The sequence below is a fragment of the Pseudoalteromonas sp. NZS37 genome, from assembly GCF_015864265.1.
Taxonomy (GTDB): domain Bacteria; phylum Pseudomonadota; class Gammaproteobacteria; order Enterobacterales; family Alteromonadaceae; genus Pseudoalteromonas; species Pseudoalteromonas arctica.
In genome coordinates this window covers 421621-441601 of the sequence record NZ_JADYXL010000002.1, presented here as the reverse complement: position 1 = coordinate 441601, position 19981 = coordinate 421621, and the positions used below count along the sequence as shown (strand labels likewise).

Annotated in this window: 13 protein-coding genes; 6 read left to right on the top strand and 7 right to left on the bottom strand. The window is 38.7% G+C overall.

Annotation, left to right across the window (positions count from 1 at the left end; all coding sequences use genetic code 11):
• Positions 1–8 precede the first annotated feature (8 nt).
• The gene (locus I6F47_RS05265; protein ID WP_197183473.1) at positions 9–1262 is read right to left on the bottom strand and encodes an efflux RND transporter periplasmic adaptor subunit; all 1254 of its coding nucleotides are present in this window, start codon (positions 1260–1262) and stop codon (positions 9–11) included.
• Between the two features lie 698 nt (positions 1263–1960).
• On the opposite strand from I6F47_RS05265, the gene gltB reads away from it, so the two are divergent.
• From gltB to I6F47_RS05250, 3 genes are all read left to right on the top strand, one after another.
• Positions 1961–6418 carry a glutamate synthase large subunit gene (gene gltB, locus I6F47_RS05260; protein WP_101163759.1) on the top strand — a complete coding sequence of 1486 codons (4458 nt, stop codon included), beginning with the start codon at positions 1961–1963 and terminating at the stop codon, positions 6416–6418.
• Between the two features lie 9 nt (positions 6419–6427).
• Positions 6428–7843 (top strand): FAD-dependent oxidoreductase, encoded by a 1416-nt coding sequence (locus I6F47_RS05255; RefSeq protein WP_007584567.1) that lies wholly within the window; start codon positions 6428–6430, stop codon positions 7841–7843.
• Positions 7844–8767: 924 nt separating this feature from the next.
• Positions 8768–9790 carry a GGDEF domain-containing protein gene (locus I6F47_RS05250; protein WP_331458551.1) on the top strand — a complete coding sequence of 341 codons (1023 nt, stop codon included), beginning with the start codon at positions 8768–8770 and terminating at the stop codon, positions 9788–9790.
• Positions 9791–10161: 371 nt separating this feature from the next.
• Here the strand turns inward: I6F47_RS05250 and recN are convergent, their stop codons facing one another.
• The 3 genes from recN to nadK form a co-directional block, all read right to left on the bottom strand.
• On the bottom strand, positions 10162–11835 hold the full coding sequence (gene recN, locus I6F47_RS05245) for a DNA repair protein RecN (protein ID WP_007584560.1): 1674 nt from the start codon (positions 11833–11835) through the stop codon (positions 10162–10164).
• A gap of 75 nt (positions 11836–11910) precedes the next feature.
• Positions 11911–12468 (bottom strand): hypothetical protein, encoded by a 558-nt coding sequence (locus tag I6F47_RS05240; RefSeq protein WP_007584558.1) that lies wholly within the window; start codon positions 12466–12468, stop codon positions 11911–11913.
• Between the two features lie 343 nt (positions 12469–12811).
• Positions 12812–13696 (bottom strand): NAD(+) kinase, encoded by an 885-nt coding sequence (nadK, locus tag I6F47_RS05235; protein ID WP_004335384.1) that lies wholly within the window; start codon positions 13694–13696, stop codon positions 12812–12814.
• 154 nt (positions 13697–13850) lie between these two features.
• On the opposite strand from nadK, the gene I6F47_RS05230 reads away from it, so the two are divergent.
• Both I6F47_RS05230 and grpE read left to right on the top strand, forming a co-directional pair.
• On the top strand, positions 13851–14816 hold the full coding sequence (locus I6F47_RS05230) for an HrcA family transcriptional regulator (protein ID WP_024590838.1): 966 nt from the start codon (positions 13851–13853) through the stop codon (positions 14814–14816).
• 58 nt (positions 14817–14874) lie between these two features.
• Entirely contained in the window at positions 14875–15486 is a 612-nt protein-coding gene (grpE, locus tag I6F47_RS05225; RefSeq protein ID WP_007375833.1) for a nucleotide exchange factor GrpE, read from the top strand.
• Positions 15487–15520: 34 nt separating this feature from the next.
• Here grpE and I6F47_RS05220 read toward each other — a convergent pair whose 3' ends face one another.
• Positions 15521–16723, bottom strand: a complete 1203-nt coding sequence (locus tag I6F47_RS05220; RefSeq protein WP_165725904.1) for a Bcr/CflA family efflux MFS transporter — start codon at positions 16721–16723, stop codon at positions 15521–15523.
• 197 nt (positions 16724–16920) lie between these two features.
• On the opposite strand from I6F47_RS05220, the gene I6F47_RS05215 reads away from it, so the two are divergent.
• Complete coding sequence (locus tag I6F47_RS05215) at positions 16921–17718, top strand: M48 family metallopeptidase (protein ID WP_010553413.1); 798 nt, start codon at positions 16921–16923, stop codon at positions 17716–17718.
• 233 nt (positions 17719–17951) lie between these two features.
• Here I6F47_RS05215 and I6F47_RS05210 read toward each other — a convergent pair whose 3' ends face one another.
• Both I6F47_RS05210 and I6F47_RS05205 read right to left on the bottom strand, forming a co-directional pair.
• Positions 17952–18968 carry an alpha/beta fold hydrolase gene (locus I6F47_RS05210; RefSeq protein WP_197183471.1) on the bottom strand — a complete coding sequence of 339 codons (1017 nt, stop codon included), beginning with the start codon at positions 18966–18968 and terminating at the stop codon, positions 17952–17954.
• A 161-nt stretch (positions 18969–19129) separates the two neighbouring features.
• On the bottom strand, positions 19130–19918 hold the full coding sequence (locus I6F47_RS05205) for a hypothetical protein (RefSeq protein ID WP_010553415.1): 789 nt from the start codon (positions 19916–19918) through the stop codon (positions 19130–19132).
• Between the last annotated feature and the right edge of the window lie 63 nt (positions 19919–19981).

Below are 19981 nucleotides of genomic sequence, written 5' to 3'. Positions count from 1 at the left end.
GCGTCTGTTTAATTTAATAAAATCGTGTTGGCTTGCTTAAAGTCGCTGTAGCTTGAAATAATAATTTCATCGTTTTCTTTAACACCGCTTAAAAGCTCAACCGCATTAATGCTGGTGGCGCCTATTGTAATAGGAATGCGCTTTGCAATATTGCCTTCTACCTTGTAAGCAAAAATTCCGCCTTGCTGCATAAAAGCGCCGCGTTTTACCTGCATTACACCTTCTCGGTTGTCGAGTAAAATACGTGCAGTTAAGCGTTGGTTTTGACGGATGTTGTTAGTAACAGCTTTAAATCGGACGCGTGCTGTTACTTCACGATTATTAACTTCTGGTGATATGGCGGATAAATTCCCCATCACTGTTTCATTGCCTAACTTAAGCTCTACTTCCATACCGAGCCCTAATTCGTTTGCGTAACTTTCAGGAACTTGGAGTTCGGCTTCAAAATTACTTAAGTCGACGAGAGTCATAAGAGGTTGGCTTTGCGTCACAGCGGCTTTTTGTTGCACTAATAGGTTACCCACGATCCCTGTAACGGTAGCCTTAATAGATAGGTTGCTTACTTTTCGGATTAAGTCATCAACAATAAGTTGTTGGCGGGTCACATCACTTTTAGCAGCTTGTAGTTCAAAAGCGAGCGTGTCTTTGGCAAGCAATACCTCTTGCTGCGCATGCTTATAGGAGAGTCTTGCACGTGATAAATCATCAACTGCTTTTTCTAGATCAATTTGGCTAATTAAGTGCTTTTGTATTGATAACTGTGCGCGACGATTTTCGCGCTCAGCGGCGTTAAGCTCGACTTGTGCCATATCGAGTGTTTTATTTAAGGTGAGTGTTTGGCGTCTTGCTTGCAAATGTTGCCTTTGCTGTTCGCCTTCAAGTCTTTTAAGTACAGACTCCTGTTGCTTTAATTCATTAGTTAACTCAGGGCTTTGCAGCAGGGCAAGTGTGTTGTCTTGCTTTACTGTATCGCCGGCCTTTACTTTTAAATCTATAAATCCACGTTCTGGACTGTAGATTTTAGGAGCATTAGCAGCAACAATTTTACCACTGGCGGCAATGTCTCGAATGAGCGCCTTAACATGTACTTTTGCAATCTGTACTTTTGAGCGGCTAATAGAGCTTTTAGCGCTATGGCTCGTTAAAAAAATATAAGCAATTGCAGAGACCACAATGAAAACAATCGCAGTGATTATCGCGTATTTTTTATAGCTTATAGGTGCCTTTACTTGTACGTCTTGTGCGCTGGTATCTTTAATCATTTAATTTCCCCTAAATTGCTTTTATGTATTTTTCGCACAGCAGCAATAAAGCTGCTGTGCAAATAGCGGCAATAGGAGAGAGTAAAAATAAGCTTAGAGTAAACATAGTAATTCCAATTAGCGATTATATATAAAGTTATACGATTAATATGCCAACTATTATAGCCTTGATATTTAAGTGATTTTATTTTTTTGTTATTGAAATTTATGTCCGCGGACAGTTTATGTGTCCGCATCGGACATAGTTTTAAATAAAAATTCACTATTAACGTACAAAAAATGACATGAACTTTCATAACTATACTAATGAGCAGCAATAATCGGGGATGTTAAGCCATTAAAGTAATGAAATGGCATAAAACTATCTAAATGTTAACTGAATAGCCTCTCTAGCGCTGAATACTTATTCACTTTCGGTTGCCTTTACGTTTACGTAAGCTGGCGCGCTGAAGGCTCATGTTTTTTACAATATGTTAAACTTGACACCAGTGTCATGAAAAAATAGTGGTTAAAATAACGCTAAATGTTAAAAATAATGATAAAAAGAAATCTTGCTATGAAGTGAGAAATATTCAAGAATGTGAATATGTATTCAAAGTGCTATTGACTCTATTTAAGATAGAGGCTAGTTTTGTCCGTCTGTTAGCAAATCGTCGAGCAGTTCATCCACGCTAACAGTGCAGCAAGGGGAGGGGTCTATGTTATACGACTCAAAGTTAGAAAAAGAAAATTGTGGCTTTGGCTTAATAGCCCAAGTTAATGGTCAAGCTAGTCATAGGCTTATTCGTACTGCTATTACGGGGCTTGATCGCATGCAGCACCGTGGTGGTATATCTGCCGATGGTAAAACAGGTGATGGCTGTGGTTTATTATTACAAAAACCAGATAGCTTTTTCCGTGCTATTGCTAGTGAACATAACTGGCACTTAGGCAAAAACTACGCAGTGGGTATGATATTTTTAAATTCAGACCCTGTTTTAGCGCAAGCTGCAAAACAAATACTTAGCGAAGAATTAGAAAAAGAAACGTTAAATATTTTAGGTTGGCGCGTTGTGCCAACCGACCCATCTATGTTGGGTCCTATTGCTGTACAGCAATTACCAGGTTTTGAACAAATTTTTGTTAGCGCGCCAGAAGGTTGGCGTTCTAAAGACTTAGAGCGTCGCTTATATGTAGCACGCCGCCGCGCTGAAAAGCGCATTGTTGATGACGAAGCTTTCTATATCGCAAGTCTATCTGGTTTGGTAACTATCTATAAAGGCTTAATGATGCCTGCAGATTTACCAAATTTTTACCTAGATTTAGCTGATATTCGTATGACGAGTGCGATTTGTGTTTTCCATCAGCGCTTTTCTACTAATACTCAGCCGCGTTGGCCTTTAGCTCAACCTTTCCGCTATTTAGCACACAATGGTGAAATTAATACTATTGAAGGTAACCGCCAGTGGGCACGCGCACGTTCATATAAGTTTGCGTCACCGCTTATTCCTGATTTACAAAGCGCAGCGCCGTTTGTAAACGAAACCGGCTCTGATTCATCAAGCCTAGATAATATGCTTGAGCTATTTTTAGCTGGTGGCATGGATTTATTCCGCGCTATGCGTATGCTCGTACCACCTGCATGGCAGAAAAACCGTGCAATGGACGACGATTTACGTGCATTTTACGACTTTAACTCTATGCATATGGAACCATGGGATGGCCCGGCAGGTATTGTTATGTCGGATGGTCGTTTTGCGGCGTGTAACCTTGACCGTAATGGACTTCGCCCAGCGCGTTATGTAATTACACAAGATGGCTTTATTACGCTTGCATCAGAAGTGGGTATTTGGGATTACACTGCCGATGAAGTAGTTGAAAAAGGCCGTGTTGGACCAGGTGAATTATTAGTTATTGATACTAAGCTTGGCAAAATTTGGCACTCAGATGAAATCGATCAAGATTTAAAGTCTCGCCATCCTTACAAGTCATGGCTTGAGGAGAACGTTAAGCGTTTAGTTCCATTTGAAGAGCTTACTGAACAAGACGCCGGTAATCGCTCATTTGATGACGAAACGCTAGCTAAATATCAAAAAATGTTTGGTTATACCAACGAAGAGCTTGATAGTGTTATTCGTGTAATGGGTGAAAACGGCCAAGAAGCAACCGGCTCAATGGGTGATGACACGCCATTTGCAGTGCTTAGTGAAGGGCATCGTTCGCTTTATGATTACTTCCGCCAAAAATTTGCGCAAGTAACAAATCCACCTATCGATCCACTGCGTGAAAATCATGTAATGTCACTTGCGACATGTATTGGTAGTGAGCAAAACGTATTTAACGAAACAACAGGCCATGCTAAGCGCCTACAGTTTGATACGCCAATTTTAATGTACGCAGACATGCAGCAGCTATTAAATGCTGATGAAGCGCATTACAGCTACTGTAAAATTGATATTACCTACACAGTTGAAGAAGGTTTAGAAAATGCGGTAACGCGTATTTGTGACCAAGCACAAGAAAAAGCAGCCGCTGGTTGTATCATGCTTATTTTAACTGACCGTAACTTTAATGAAGCAAATTTGCCGATTCCAGCAGCTATGGCTGTAGGTGCGGTACAAAAACGATTAGTTGATAACAATCTTCGCTGTGAATCAAACATTATCATTGAAACCGGTAGCGTGCGTGATGCGCATCAGTTTGCTGTGTTATTAGGCTTTGGTGCTACGGCAATTTATCCATACCTTGCGTATGAATCGTTAGTTGCGATGAGCGACAGCAAAATTATTAATAAGTCGTATTGCGAAGTAACTCTTGCTTACCGTAAAGCCATTAACAAGGGCTTATACAAAATCATGTCTAAAATGGGCATAAGTACGGTTGCGTCATATCGCTGCTCAATGTTGTTTGAAGCGGTTGGTTTATCTGACGCTATTGTACAAATGTGCTTTAAAGGTGTGGCAAGTCGCATACAGGGCGCATGCTTTACCGACTTTGATGACGATCAGCAAAGCTTACACAAACTCGCTCTAAGTAAGCGTAAATTATTAAGCCACGGCGGCTTGTTTAAGTACGTACATGGCGGCGAGTATCATGCTTATAATCCTGATGTAATCCAAACCCTGCAAAAAGCAGTTCGTTCTGGTGAATATAGTGATTACAGTGAATATGCAAAACTTGTTAATACGCGTCCTATTGCCACTTTACGTGACATGCTTGCGCTTAAAATTCCAGAGCAAGGCATTAGCATCGATGATGTAGAGCCTGCAGAAAACCTATACAAGCGTTTCGATTCAGCAGCAATGAGTATTGGTGCATTATCGCCAGAAGCGCATGAGGCTCTAGCAATTGCAATGAACCGCTTAGGTGGTTGTTCAAACTCTGGTGAAGGCGGTGAAGATAAGCTGCGTTATGGTACCGAGAAAAACTCGCGTATTAAGCAAGTTGCTTCAGGTCGATTTGGCGTAACGCCGCATTACTTACGCAGTGCTGACGTTATTCAAATTAAAGTAGCGCAAGGTGCAAAACCAGGCGAAGGCGGTCAATTACCGGGTGAAAAAGTAACCCCATATATTGCTAAGCTTCGTTATTCTGTTCCAGGTGTTACATTAATTTCGCCACCACCACATCACGATATTTACTCAATTGAAGATTTAGCACAGCTAATTTTCGATTTGAAACAAGTAAACCCTAAAGCACTTATTTCTGTAAAACTGGTTTCAGAACCAGGCGTAGGAACCATTGCGACAGGTGTTGCTAAAGCGTATGCCGATTTAATTACTATTTCTGGCTATGATGGCGGTACAGGCGCAAGCCCACTTACTTCAGTTAAATATGCAGGTAGCCCATGGGAGCTAGGACTTGCTGAAACGCAGCAAGCCCTTGTTGAAAATGGACTGCGTCATCGCATTCGTTTGCAAACAGATGGTGGCTTAAAAACAGGTTTAGATATAATTAAAGCGGCAATTTTAGGTGCAGAAAGCTTTGGCTTTGGTACCGGCCCAATGGTTGCGCTTGGTTGTAAATACTTACGAATTTGCCACTTAAACAACTGTGCAACCGGTGTTGCAACACAAGACGAAACACTTCGTCAAAAGCATTACCACGGCTTACCAGAAATGGCGATGAACTACTTTAAGTTTATAGCGCAAGAAGCACGTGAAATCATGGCAAGCTTGGGGGTTGTAAACTTAACTGATTTAATCGGTCGTTTAGATTTGCTTGAAGCCATTGAAGGCAAAACAGCAAAACAGAAGAAAATTGATTTATCTTCCGTAATTGCTCAGCCTAATAACCCAACTGGCGAAACACTTTATTGTAGTGCGCCTAATAGCTCACATTATTTAGGAAAACTTAATGAGAGCCTACTTGCTAAGGCGCAAGACGCAATTGATGCTTCAAGCGGTATCTCACTAGTAAGTCGTATTTGTAATACGGACAGATCGGTAGGTGCAATGCTTTCTGGCTATATTGCCGATAAATATGGCAACCAAGGTATGGCGGCAGATCCTGTAGCAATTGAGCTACACGGTACTGCCGGTCAATCATTTGGTGTGTGGAATGCCGGTGGCCTTGAAATGACACTGGTTGGCGATGCAAACGATTACGTAGGTAAAGGCATGGCGGGCGGTAAGCTAGTTATTCGTCCACCACTTGGCTCTTCGTTCGAAAGTCACAAAGCCACAATTGCAGGCAACACATGTTTATACGGTGCAACAGGCGGCAAACTGTTTGCTGCAGGTTGTGCAGGCGAGCGCTTTGCAGTTCGTAACTCAGGTGTGCAAGCGGTTGTTGAAGGTGTAGGTGACAACTGTTGTGAATACATGACGGGCGGCGTTGTATGTGTACTGGGCAATGTAGGCGTTAACTTTGGCGCGGGTATGACAGGTGGTTTTGCTTATATATTAGATGAGCGAAATGATTTTGAAAAACGCATTAATCCAGAGCTTGTCGAAATAGTAACACTAGACGAATTAACGTCGCATCAAGAACATTTACGCGGCTTAATTGCTGAGCATTTAGAGCTTACGGGTTCGTGCAGAGCAGAAAGTATTTTGGCTAACTTTGAATTGTACTTACCGATGTTCAAATTAGTAAAACCAATATCAAGTGACGTAAAAAGTTTACTCGGGCATCGCGCTCGCAGTAGTGCCGAACTACGTGTTCAGGCGCAATAAGGGGGCAGTATGAGCGAAAATGTATATCAATTTATAGACGTGCAGCGTGTAGACCCACGCAAAAAACCAATCTCGTCACGTAAAAAATCTTTCGTAGAAATTTACGAACCCTTTTCAGAGAATCAGGTTAACTCACAAGCTGACCGTTGTTTAGATTGTGGTAACCCATACTGTGAGTGGAAATGTCCAGTACATAACTACATTCCACAATGGTTAAAGTTAATACGCACGGGCCGTATTATAGAGGCGGCTGAGCTTTCTCATCGTACAAATAGCTTACCAGAGGTTTGTGGGCGTGTTTGCCCACAAGACCGATTGTGTGAAGGCTCGTGTACGCTCGATGAAGAGTTTGGTGCGGTTACAATTGGTAATATTGAAAAATACATTACTGATGAGGCATTTAAAATGGGCTGGAAGCCTGATATGTCTTATGTAACATGGACTGACAAAAAAGTAGCCATTATTGGTGCAGGCCCTGCAGGTTTAGGGTGTGCTGATATTTTGGTGCGTAACGGCGTTAAACCAGTGGTGTTTGATCGTCACCCAGAAATAGGTGGACTACTCACATTTGGTATTCCTTCTTTTAAACTTGAAAAATCAGTAATGCAAAAGCGCCGTGAAATTTTCACTGAAATGGGCGTAGAATTTAAGTTAAATGTTGAAGTAGGTGTTGATATTACACTTGATCAAATTTTAGCTGATTACGACGCTGTGTTTTTAGGGGTTGGTACGTATCAGAGTATGCGTGCAGGTCTTGAAAATGAAGATGCAGCGGGTGTTCACGATGCATTGCCGTTTTTGATTGGTAACACGAACCGTGTAATGGGCTACGACGAGACAAAACAACCGTGTATTGATATGGCTAATCAAAAAGTAGTTGTACTTGGCGGTGGTGATACAGCGATGGACTGTGTGCGTACGTCTATTCGACAAAATGCTGCAAAAGTAACGTGTGCTTATCGTCGTGATAAAGAAAATATGCCAGGCTCTAAACGTGAAGTTAAAAACGCGAAAGAAGAAGGCGTTATATTTACGTATAACGTTCAGCCTAAAGGCATTGTACTGAACGATAAAGGTAAAGTGACCGGCGTTAAAATGGTTAAAACTAAATTAGGTGAACCTGACGCAAAAGGCAGAAGCCGTGCTGAAGAAGTACCTGGTTCAGAACATGTCATTGAAGCTGATCAAGTTATTATGGCGTTTGGTTTCCAACCTCACAAAATGGATTGGTTAGAAAAATACGATGTAGAAATAAACAACTGGGGCGGCATTAACGCACCAGAGCAAGGTGAGTTTACACATCAAACTACTAACCCTAAAATATTTGCTGGTGGCGACATTGTACGTGGTTCAGATTTAGTGGTAACTGCTATTTTTGAAGGACGTAACGCTGCAGAAGGTATTATGGATTACTTAAAAGTTTAATTTTTCGTTTTAAAATAACGATATTTAAAGCAAGCCAAGTGGCTTGCTTTTTTTATTTTTTTTATCCAAATGTAATGTCAACGTAATTAGCGACAAATGGGGCTATATTTATACCACCTTTTGTATGGCTTTCTTGAACAACACCTTTTGTTAGTAACTTCATGTAGAAACCTTATATAGTAACTTTCAGAGAAACTGCTTTGTTATTATGGGTTGTTCTTTCTAAGCCAAATGCGATTTCTTTGGGTATCTACTAAGCGGCTTTCAGGGCTCGTTTCATATATATAAACGTTATCGACACTTCTTTCTTCTATGTCGTTTATATACTCTAATACCAATTCGCTTAATTAAGTGATCTATTTTGAGATAACAAAATTATGTCGATAATGAGGCTAAAGTTTCGCTACTTAGGTGTTCTTGGCAATTACCTCTACATTGCTTTGTATTCATGCAGTCGTATCTCGAAAGTTTTAACGCAGTTAGCGCCAAGTTCAATCCTTGAAATTGATTGAGTATTATCGCGGATTGGTATATTGCGTGTATTTTTTTGTAGCGGCACTTTTATTGATTAATGTGTTGTTTACTCGGTCCAAGCACAATTCATAGAATAGTTACTACCATCTTTAACTATGCAGGTTTAAATTATTTTTTGACTACCAGTCAGTTCGATTATTGCAGGAATAAAAGGGCGTACTTATATAATTTAGCAAATGGTATTAGTGCCAAGCAATTTAATATCGTAAAAAAGGTACTTACCTGAGATAAATGCAAGAGGCTAAAAATAAGTGCACAATTGTCAGTGCTAATTACTAACCTTAATAGTTGATTTAAATATAAAGTAGGTTCATTATTGCACGCTGTTTACGGTTTGCTTACTTTATATCTATAAGTTTGCTTTTATACATTAATAAATAAATAGAAATTATGTACGAATATTCAAACAATTTAGAAAGGAAGCTCATTGTTCGGTTCTTTTCCTCAATAGGCTTTATAGCAACGTTTTCGATGGCTAGCTTAGCATTTATTAACAGTAGCTATTTATTAGCATTTACTTTGGTTGTTTCTTCGTTTGTTTACTTATCTGCGTTTAATATAGGTAGAGGTGTAGAGAAGTCTGCAACTGTAATTTTATATAACCTGTATGCACTGATGTTTTATCTTGTACTTACAGGAGGAGCACAAGGTACAGGGCCTATATGGATATTTATAGTGTCTCCTGTTACTTATTCAATTCGAGGGCTTAAACGAGGGACGTTTGATATTGTTTTATTTTTATCGGCAATTGTTCTCGGTTTCTATTGCGCTGATACATTTAATATATATGACTACAATCCTGAGCAGTTTCCAGTCAGAATCATACTCGCTTTTATAATTGTTGCATCGCTGAGTGGTTATTACGAATTTTCAAGAGAAAAATACAGCAGTAAATTAATTGCTTTAAGCCAAAAAAATGAATTTTTAGCAACTATAGATCCACTCACTAATCTGCCAAACCGTCGTTTCACTATGAATAAGCTTATAGCTTTTAAAAATGAGCTTAAAAATAATAATATTCCGTTTGTAATATTATTAGCTGATGTAGATAATTTTAAAAAAATTAATGATCAATTCGGCCATGATTTTGGCGATGAAGCTCTTATCCATTTAGCCAAAACATTTGAAAATAATATTCCGCAAAATGCGATTGCTTCACGTTGGGGCGGTGAGGAGTTTTTAATTGTGATTCCAAATGTAACCATTGATGATGGCGAGCTCGTTGCAGAAAAAATCCATAATGCCCTTAAAGCTTCAGCTGTAAGCTTATTTTCAGATAGTGTAAATATAACGCTAAGTATTGGCATCACAGCTGCAAACGCTGAGCGCTCAATTGACCTAGATATTAAGCATGCTGATGAACTACTTTATAAAGCAAAAGAGCAAGGTAAAAACAGAACGTGCTCTTTTTAAATGTTTATTTACTTTAATCCATTGAAAACGAATCAAGGGATGGCCTTATTTTAGCCTTTCTGCGTTTTAAGCTCATGTAGCATATTACAATACACGCAATCTGCATTGTAATTAAAACCCAATAACTAACACCTAAATCACTTAGTCCATTTATTTTTTCGCTAGTAAAGTAATAGGCCACAACGATTAGTTGAAAAACTAAAAAGCTATTTAAAAACTTAAATAAACGTTGTTTAAAACAAGTATGTTTATATTTACTAAATATAATTAAACAGGTACTTAGTACTAATAACAACCAACTTAAAATTATACAAAAATCAACTAAAGTACTGTGCATTATTTAATCCTTGAAGACGTTATTTACTAACACATTAGGCATGAGCCATTATTAGTTCTTTAGCATTTGCTTTAGCTGTTTTGCTTATGTTATCGCCGCCAAGTAAACGGGCTATTTCATTAATACGGCCATCTTTATTTAAAGGCAGCATATGAGTAAACGTTTCGCCTTGTGCTATTTCTTTAGCTACAAAAAATTGCTGATGTGCACTACTGGCAACTTGCGGTAAATGAGTAACACAAATTACTTGAGTTGATTTACCTAATTGGCGTAATAACTTACCTACAGCAGATGCCGTTGGGCCAGAAATACCTACATCAACTTCATCAAAAATAAGTGTTGGGGTTGTTACTTTTTGGGCAATAATTACCTGTATAGCAAGACTTATACGAGAAAGCTCACCACCTGATGCTACTTTAGCTAATGGCTGAAGTGGTTGTCCCGGATTAGTTGATACTAAAAACGAGACATTATCAAAACCTAGGCTATTCGGTGTACGATTACTCTCTTGAGTTAAGGCTATTTCAAAAACACCGTTTTCCATTGATAAATTAGCCATGCTTTCACTTATTAGTGTGTTAAGTGTATTAGCATACTCGCAGCGGCTTTTACTTAATTCATCAGCAGTTTGCTTGTAACTAAGTAACGCGCTTTCTATTTCTGACTCAAGCTGCTCCAGACGATTACTATTATTACTTATTGACTCAAGTTCTTGAGCAATCGATTGATGAAACTCAACTAACTGCTGTGGTTTTATATGATGCTTACGCGCTAAATCCATCGCTCCACTTAGCCTATTTTCTACTTCAACTAAGCGTGCCGGGTCTAAATCTGCTTGCTCAGTGTAATTGCGCACTTCGCGGCTTGCTTCTTCAACTTGTACAGCGGCTTCGCTAAGCATAGCAGCTACGCTTGCTAAACTTTCGTCATATTGAGCCAGTTCGGTAAATTGTTGAGCGCTGTGCTGTAGTAATGAGCAAGCGTTTTGCTCATCACTTTCATATAAGTGTTGTAACTCACGTTGGCACGATTCTAATATTGTTTGGCTATTGCTTAGTTTGTAATGCTCAGCCTCAATTAAATCAAACTCATTTTCTTGTAATGCAAATTCATCAAGCTCAGCAACTTGATACTCTAACAATTGTTTTTGCGCTGCTTGTTGCTGCTGTTGTTGTTCTAAGTGTTTAAATTCTTTTTGTAAGTTAGCAAACTGTTTATAGTTTTTATTTACTGAGTTTACTAAGTGGTGATGCCCTGCATAGGCATCTAAAAGCTGTAACTGATGCTCAGCTTTTAATAAATATTGGTGGGCATGTTGTCCATGAATAGATATTAAATATTGACCAAGTTCTTTTAATTGTGATGCGGTAACTGCACTACCATTAATATAGCTTTTACTACGGCCATTTTTACAAACAACACGACGTAATAAGCACTCGTTGTCAGAAGTGCTTAGCATATGTTGCTCTAAAAATGCTTGAGCAAGCGGTAGATCTGTTAAGTCAAATTGTGCACATACTTCCGCTTTATCAGAGCTTGGGCGAACTGCTGATGCTTCAGCGCGCTCACCTAAGCATAGCGATAGGGCATCAATAGCAATAGATTTACCAGCACCTGTCTCACCTGTGATCGCAGTCATACCGCTGCGCCATTCGGTGCTTAAATTACTTACGATTGCAAAATTTTTAACTTCTAAACCAATTAACATACTGTTTATCCATCCAGTCAATTAACTGTTAATTTATACAGTGTTTTGGTTTTTTGCAAATTAATTTTTTATTATTTAAGCAACACTTACATCTTGAGTAAACTGTGTATCGGAAGTTTGGGAAGATGCATCAATTTGATCATCAACAATATCAGTAGGTTGTATACTCTCTTCGGTTTTAAGCAGAGCAATGAGGGGAGGTAATGTATTAATATAAAAACTCTTATTGTACAAAATTCCTTGCTGGGGCAACTCAGATACAAAGTACTGTATATTATCAATCAATGGTTGAATTATATTTGTTTGATTGATTTTAATTAACTCGTTGGACAACGTATTAATTAGTAGGTCGGCGGTATCTTCAAGCTGTTGCAAGTTCTCGTCTGTATGTGATTGAACAACAAAAAAATTATTTACAATAGCTTGAATGCGAGGAACGTATTTTGGGCGAATTATTTTAGCATCAAGTAGATCATTAAGCTTTGCTTTAAGGCGCGTATTTACATGCGAAACACGTTCATTAAATAGCTTTTTTCTAGCTTCTATCGCTTTTTTACGGTTACTCTCAATTTTGAGGTAACTGTATAAAAGTGTAATTAATAGCAGTAAAGCAAAGAATACTACATAAGTCATTGCTACTCGTTCCTAAATTAGTTGATTATTATTTTAAGTCGCCATTTTGCTTTATAGTACTAAATTTGGCAATAAGAATAGGGCGTGTTTACCTTTCAGGATTAAGATTTGTTCAATCTAGGGGGGATTTAATCGCGGCGCGAGGTTTGAAACCTAGTGGGCTAAGTAAAAACCGAGCAACAAAGAGTCAATCGCCCCTAGAAAGAACCCTGAGGGCAGCGCATGTTTGGCCTTTATGTTGCGTTATCGCCTATTTATGGGGAATAACCACACAACACAGGCTCTGCCTTGTCTAAATACCAAATATGCAGCTGCAAATTTAACCTCGAAAGATAAACAGGCCCTAGTACAAACGACTACCCCAATTCAGTTTTGTACGTAAAACGTTGTAGTAAGAGTAATTTTTTGGATGAATTAAGCGCAATTGTTTATCGGCTTTTTTAATTACTACCTCATCGCCGGGTAATACGGCTAGCACTACGTGGCTGTCGCAGCTTACCTGTAGGCTATCTGTATTTTCTAGGCTTAGCTTTAAACGAACTTCATTATCGGCATCTACCACTAAAGGTCTGCTAGATAAGGTATGAGGAAACATAGGTACTAACGATATAGCATTTAGTTCTGGCGTTAATATTGGACCGCCACCTGAAAGTGAATACGCCGTAGAGCCTGTCGGGGTTGATACTATTAAACCATCGGAGCGCTGAGAAAACACAAAGTCATTATTTATAAAAGCTTCAAATTCAATCATGTGCGCTACTTTATCGGCATGAAGTACCGCTTCGTTAACGGCTGAGTTTGCACTTTTTAATTCGTTGTGGCGATATACTTCTACTTCTAATAAAAAACGTTTTTCTTCAAGATACTCACCACTGAGCACTTGCTCCAAGCTCGCTTCAAACCCTTCGGGGTTTAAATCAGTTAAAAAACCAAGGTTGCCTCTATTTACACCAATTACAGCAATGTTAAAGCGCGCAAGTACGCGTGCTGCGCCAAGCATGTTACCGTCACCGCCTACAACAATGGCTAAATCGGCTTGTTCACCTAAGTCGACTAACTTAACAAGTTTGTCATGCGGAATATCGTCTAACTGACTCCCTGTGCGTTTTTCTACTATTACCTCAAAGCCAAGCGCAAGTAAAAAGGTATGTAAACGCTGAAGGGTAGCAGCGGCTCCTGGGTGATTAGGTTTGCCAATTAGGCCTATGGTGTTAAAAGGAGAGTCCATAATGTACGCACAAAGAGATTTAATAATAGTAGAGTAACTCAAAACAGAAGTGTTTGAAAATACAGATTATAGCAATATTATAAACCTTCAATTTTATTCGTAGTGAGTTAGCTGCACGACTTGAAAAAGAACTAAACGCCCCGATATCTCTTTCATGCAACAAGATGTAGATACCATGAAACTAAACCCACGAGATCAGCAAATTTTTTCAGCTGTTATGAACATGTACTGTAATGGTGAAGGCTTGCCTGTTCCATCAACAAAAATTGCCAAGCTCAAAGGCATGGCAGTGTGTTCGGCTACGGTTCGTAATGCTATGGCTCGCTTAGAAAAAGTGGGCTTATTGTATTCACCTCATACATCCGCAGGGCGAGTGCCGACAAATGAAGGGTTTGATTATTGGTTTGACGAATTTTTTGTGCTTGCTGATATTGCTAATTATTGGCAACCACAGCAGTCACAACTCGTTGAGCTAGCGCATGGTTTAAGCCAAAAATATCAAGTATGTTGTTGTGTTGGTTTACCTCAAGCCAGTTCACAGCAAGTGTTTAGAGTAGAAGTGCTTGATTTTGATTCTACCGACTGGCTTATTTTATTAATAGATAGGGCAGGGCAGAGTCACAATATTTGTATTGATAAACCTCATGATTCGTCAGACTCTGTTCGTTATCAATTTGCCACGTGGTTGAATACTGTATTTAGCCAACAAACCTTAATGGAAGGTTTGTACCGTATGCAAGCTATGGCAAATACAGCGCCTCGAAATTGTCATGATTCGCTTAATCAATGGACGCGACAACTAAGCCAAAAATTAGGCTCAGATAATAGTATTGTTGTTGGTGAAAATTACCTCTACAAACAAATAGACTGCGAACAAAGTTTAAATATTGGTGTTTCGTTTTTAAATTATGTAGAAGATAAGCTTGCTTTTAAAAATGGTGTATCGGTACTTAATAGCGAAAAATTACCTTTTACTGAGTGCGATGAATTAATTGTAATAAGCGTGCCGTACTTTAAAAATCAAGAATATCAAAGCCGTTTTTGTATCATTTGTCCTAAATCAGCGCAGATTGAAGAAATAATTCAAGAATTTAAATTAATTGAGGCATCTAACTCTTGAATCTTTTTATTCAATCCCCATAATTACCGCAGTTGTAAAGAATTGGAGCACGTATTTTATGTCTGAGCAGACACAAAACCCTGAGCAAGAAGTAGAATTAAACGAAGAAATTTCTAAAATGCAGGCTGATGTAGAAGCAGCAGTAGAAGCCGCTGATCAGCATGCAGAACAAGAACAAAGCCCTGAAGCAGAAATTGCGATGTTATATGCAGAGCTTGAAGCTGCAAAGCAAACAATTGCTGATCAAAAAGACGGTGTTGTTCGTGCCGCAGCAGATGTAGATAATATTCGTCGTCGTGCAGCACAAGATGTAGAAAAAGCGCATAAATTTGCACTAGAAAAATTTGCTAACGAATTACTACCTGTAATTGATAACCTTGAACGTGCTATTGAATTTTCTGATAAAGAAAATGAGACACTAAAGCCGTTGCTTGAAGGTATCGATATGACGGTTAAGAGCTTTAATGACGCTGTTTCTAAATTTGGTGTTGAAATTGTAAACCCACAAGGTGAGCAGTTTAATCCAGATTTTCATCAAGCAATGTCAATTCAACCAAGTAACGATGTAACACCTAATACAGTACTTGCTGTTATGCAAAAAGGTTACACATTGAATGGTCGTTTATTACGCCCTGCAATGGTTATGGTTTCTAAAGCTGCTGACGCTTAATTAATTTAAGGTTATTAGCTTTGATAAAAATGCCTCATATTGAGGCATTTTTTTTGTCTTTTTTATAGTGAATTAGCTGTACGAGCATAGTGAGTAATACAGCACTAAACATTAAACTTGAAAATGGCACTGCGCTTTTTGCGTGCATAATGGCGAGTAGCGGGCCAACTAATGCACCACTACCAAAACGAAGTGTGCCAATTACGGCCGTTGCTGTACCTGTGTTTCTTTCAAACTTCATCAATATTAGCGAATCAGCATTACTTGCAGTGACACCTAAACTCATCATTAATGGCGCAATAGCAGCCACAATATAATAAAGTGATAAGTGCAATAAGCTAAATGTTAACAGCGAAAGGCCCGATACAAACCCACATACAAGCCCAATATAGAGCATTTTTCGAGAGCCCAGCCTTGGTACAATTCGCGTATTTAAAAAGTTACCAAACATCAGCGCCATTACATTAAACGCAAATAACACACCAAATAATTGTTCTGATACTTCATATAAATCCAAATATATAAAAGGTACTGAGGTTAAAAAGCAAAAAAATCCAAACGATACAAACATAGAACTGAGTATATCCGCACGTGCGTCTTTATTACTCAGTACAGTCTTATAGCTGTCAAAAAACAGAGCGAGGCCTTTCTTCTCATTTTTATGAATAGGTATATCTATTAAATACACTTGTACAAACGCTAATATTAAAAAGCTATATCCAGCAAGAACCAAGAATATGGTTGACCAAACAGAAAATCCTAAAATAAACGAACCAACAGAGGGGGCTACTAACGGTGCTACCATCATGATCATCGACACATACGACATTCCCTTGGCTGTATTTTGCTGATAAATATGGCGAATAATACCCGGTACGACTACGGTAGCTGCCGCTCCCGTAAATGCTTGCACTGCTCTAAGAGTCCAAAACGCATGGATTTCGGTTGTAAATGCGAGTGCAAGTGAGCTTGCGCCAAATAGGGTTAAGCCAATACGTGCGAGCTTACGGCGGCCAATTTGATCGGCAATAGGGCCAAAAAATAACATCCCCAATGAATAACCCGCTAAGTAAATACTCAACGATATTTGTACATTTGGCATATTAGTTTGTAAATCGCTTGCAATTACTAGCATGGCAGGCAAATACATATCAATAGCCAAAGGAGTAATCGCCACGATACTGGCTAATAAAGGCAATAAAATACGGGTATTAAAAGACGAGGCTGAGGCGTCCATGTGTAAACTCAACAATCACTAAAAACAAGGGCTATAGTGTAACAGGGCATTGTATTTGGATAAACTTAGTTTGCCTGCTAAGTTTATCGTCTTATCGCATCCTTTTAATATAAAGGTATATAAAGCAAATATTTTAAATTGGTACTGTGTTTGCTATTCTACAAGCAATAAAAAATTCATTACTAAAGAGAATTATCATGAAAAAACTAGTACTTGCAGTATTAGCGACAGCCGTTTTAGTCGGTTGTAAAACGTCACCAACAGGACGCACTCAAATAGCGCTTTACTCAGATCAACAAATGAGTGAAATGGGCACTGCTAGTTTTGCAGATATGAAAAAAAGCCAACCAATTAATAAAGATGCAAAAACAAATGCATATGTAAATTGCATTGCTGAAAAAGTAGTGGCTGTATTACCAAAAGAATACGCGTCGCAAAATTGGGAAGTAGTTGTATTTGAAGATGAATCTGCTAACGCTTTTGCACTACCTGGTGGTTACATTGGGGTTCATACGGGCTTATTAAAAATAGCCACCAATCAAGACCAATTAGCAACAGTGCTAGGGCACGAAGTAGGGCACGTAATTGCTGAGCATTCTAATGAACGTGTTTCACAAAGCTCTATTTTAGATACCGGTATGCAACTTGGTAGTGCAGCACTTGAAATGGGTAACATTCAATACCGTAATGAAATTATGCAGGGTCTAGGCTTAGGCGCACAGTATGGTGTTGTTTTGCCATTTAGCCGTTCGCACGAGTCAGAAGCTGATGAAATTGGTTTAGATTTAATGGCTGAAGCAGGCTTTAATCCACAAGAATCAGTAACCCTTTGGCAAAATATGAGTGCAGCAGGTAGTGGTACAACACCTGAGTTTTTATCAACTCACCCAGCGCCAAGCAGTCGTATTAAAGACTTACAAGCACAAATGAGTAAAGCACTTAGCGAGCAAAGTACAGCTAAAGCACAGGGTAAAAACCCACAATGTAAGTTGTAATACCAACCTGCATAAATCTTTGATCAATTTAACGAATTAAATTGCACTATAACGTCGTTAAAAATTTTTATTTAGAACAACTAGATACAAAAATTTTTGCCTAGTTCTAGCGTAATTTTCTTAACGTTAAATAGACCCCATATATAAGCAGATTGGTATAATTTAGTTTAATTACTAAATAAAAACCCCTGTGAGTAATTACTTACAGGGGTTTTTGTATTCAGTACTCACCTTTATTTAGTTGTAAGCGCTTTTTGTAATACATTTTTAAAGCGTTCAAAATCTTCAATGTGCGGCAGGTGCCCTAAGTTATCTAGTTCGAATAATTGTGCGTCAGGAATAAGTGTTGCAGCGTGTTTGCCTAATTTATCGTATCGACCAAGCTCGTAATCAACATCATCTTTTTTCCAGTTACGGCCTGGACCGGTTCTATCGCGTGTACCAATAATTAATTTAACTGGCACAGTTAAATCTTTAAATTCGGTTATTACAGGTTGAGTGAAAATCATATCGTATGTTTTTGCATTCACCCATGCCATTTGTTCTTTATCTGGGCCTTGTATTTGCCCTGTTATAAAGTCAGTTAAGGCTGAATATGTTGTATTCCACTTACCATCGTAGTAATTTTTTTGCTGATAAAGTTTAACGCCTTCCGGTGTTTTTGAAAGCTCGTTTTTATAGAAAAAATTAGTATCTTTGTAATCAACATACTGCAAGTAGTTTTCAAGCCCAATAGGGTTTAATAAAATTAGCTTTTTAGTGGCGTTTGGGTACATTAATGCAAAACGACTCGCTAGCATCCCGCCCATAGAGTGCCCAAGTACAATCGACTCTTTAATATTAAGTGAATCTATTAACGCGTGAGTATGATGAGCAAGCGTCGCAAACGAATACTGGTAATTAGTTGGCTTAGACGACTTGCCAAAACCAATTTGATCAGGGATTAATACCCCATAACCTAAAGATTGCAGGTATTGCGCAGTTGTAGTCCAGTAGTCGGCGTTAAAATTTTTGCCATGCATAAGTGTAACTGTAGGCATATCGGCTTTAGTTGGCTTTAAGTAAATATAAGCCATTTTTAATGATTGTTTTTGTGACTCAAGTGCAAAGTAATTTACCTTAAAATCGTATTCGTAATTGCTTAATAGTGCATCATAAGAAAGGGCGGATGTATCTTGAGAAGGGCCAGCTAAGGCATTGTTTGTTAGTACTAATAAAGTAGAGAAACAAATAACTTTAATCGACGACATTCAGTTACTCCTATTAAAGGCGAGCGCTTGGCTTAAAAAGAAGTACAACAATAACTAAGTATTTAAACCTGTTCAATTAAATGTTTTACGTGGACGAAAAAAAGCGAAGCTAAAATAGTGCTTCGCTTATTATTACTGAGTAAAGAGCTGATTGTTGAAGCTTAAAATGTCCACTCAATATGGATTTGTGGTACAGATTCAGTGACTTCAGTACCTAATTTGTTGTGCCAGTATTGTAATTCCATTCCCAGCAGTAGTGTGTTTTCTTTCATTTGAAGGGCGTGACCCATATCCCACACTAAAATAGGCTGTGCTAGTATCCAAGCTTGTACATCGTTACCAAATTCATCTTCACGCTCTGCGATGTATTCAGCGTGGCCTTTAAAGCTAAACTTTTGTGAGCCAATAGTGAAAGGATATTCAAAAGCTACATCAAGCATCCAACTATTAGTTTCAATAGGTGCGCCGCCTTTTGCTACACCTTCACTATCGTCAATGTAGGCTGTGAACAGCGTTTGAAAAAAGTTAAACCCAGGTACATCCCAGCTTAATTTAACACCTGGTAGATACTTCATTACTTTTGCATCACCAGCAACGTTAATACCGCCCGTTAGGCCAACATCTAATAATGCGCCAGAGCCAATTTGCTTACCAGTGATGGCAGATAAACTAACCGTTGAGTACCACTCACCATAAAAATCAGCATCTTGGTAACCGTCATCTATATCGTCTTTACTGTAATCAATAAAAAAGAAATTATCGCCGTAGTCATAGCCCGATGCATGTTGAAGCGAGTAAACAGTGGTGTCTGACTCTTGCTTAGAAAATGGATTTTTTTGGCTGCCATTATTTATATGTACTGCTGTACTGCTCCAATTGGCAGCGAAAGCCGACGATGATAAAGCGAGAGAAGTAAGGGTAATAAAAGGGAGTAATTTTTTAAATTTCATAACTGTTTATAACTATAATTTTAGTGACACGCGGAAGCGGCAATTATAGCAGAAGAGATTGAT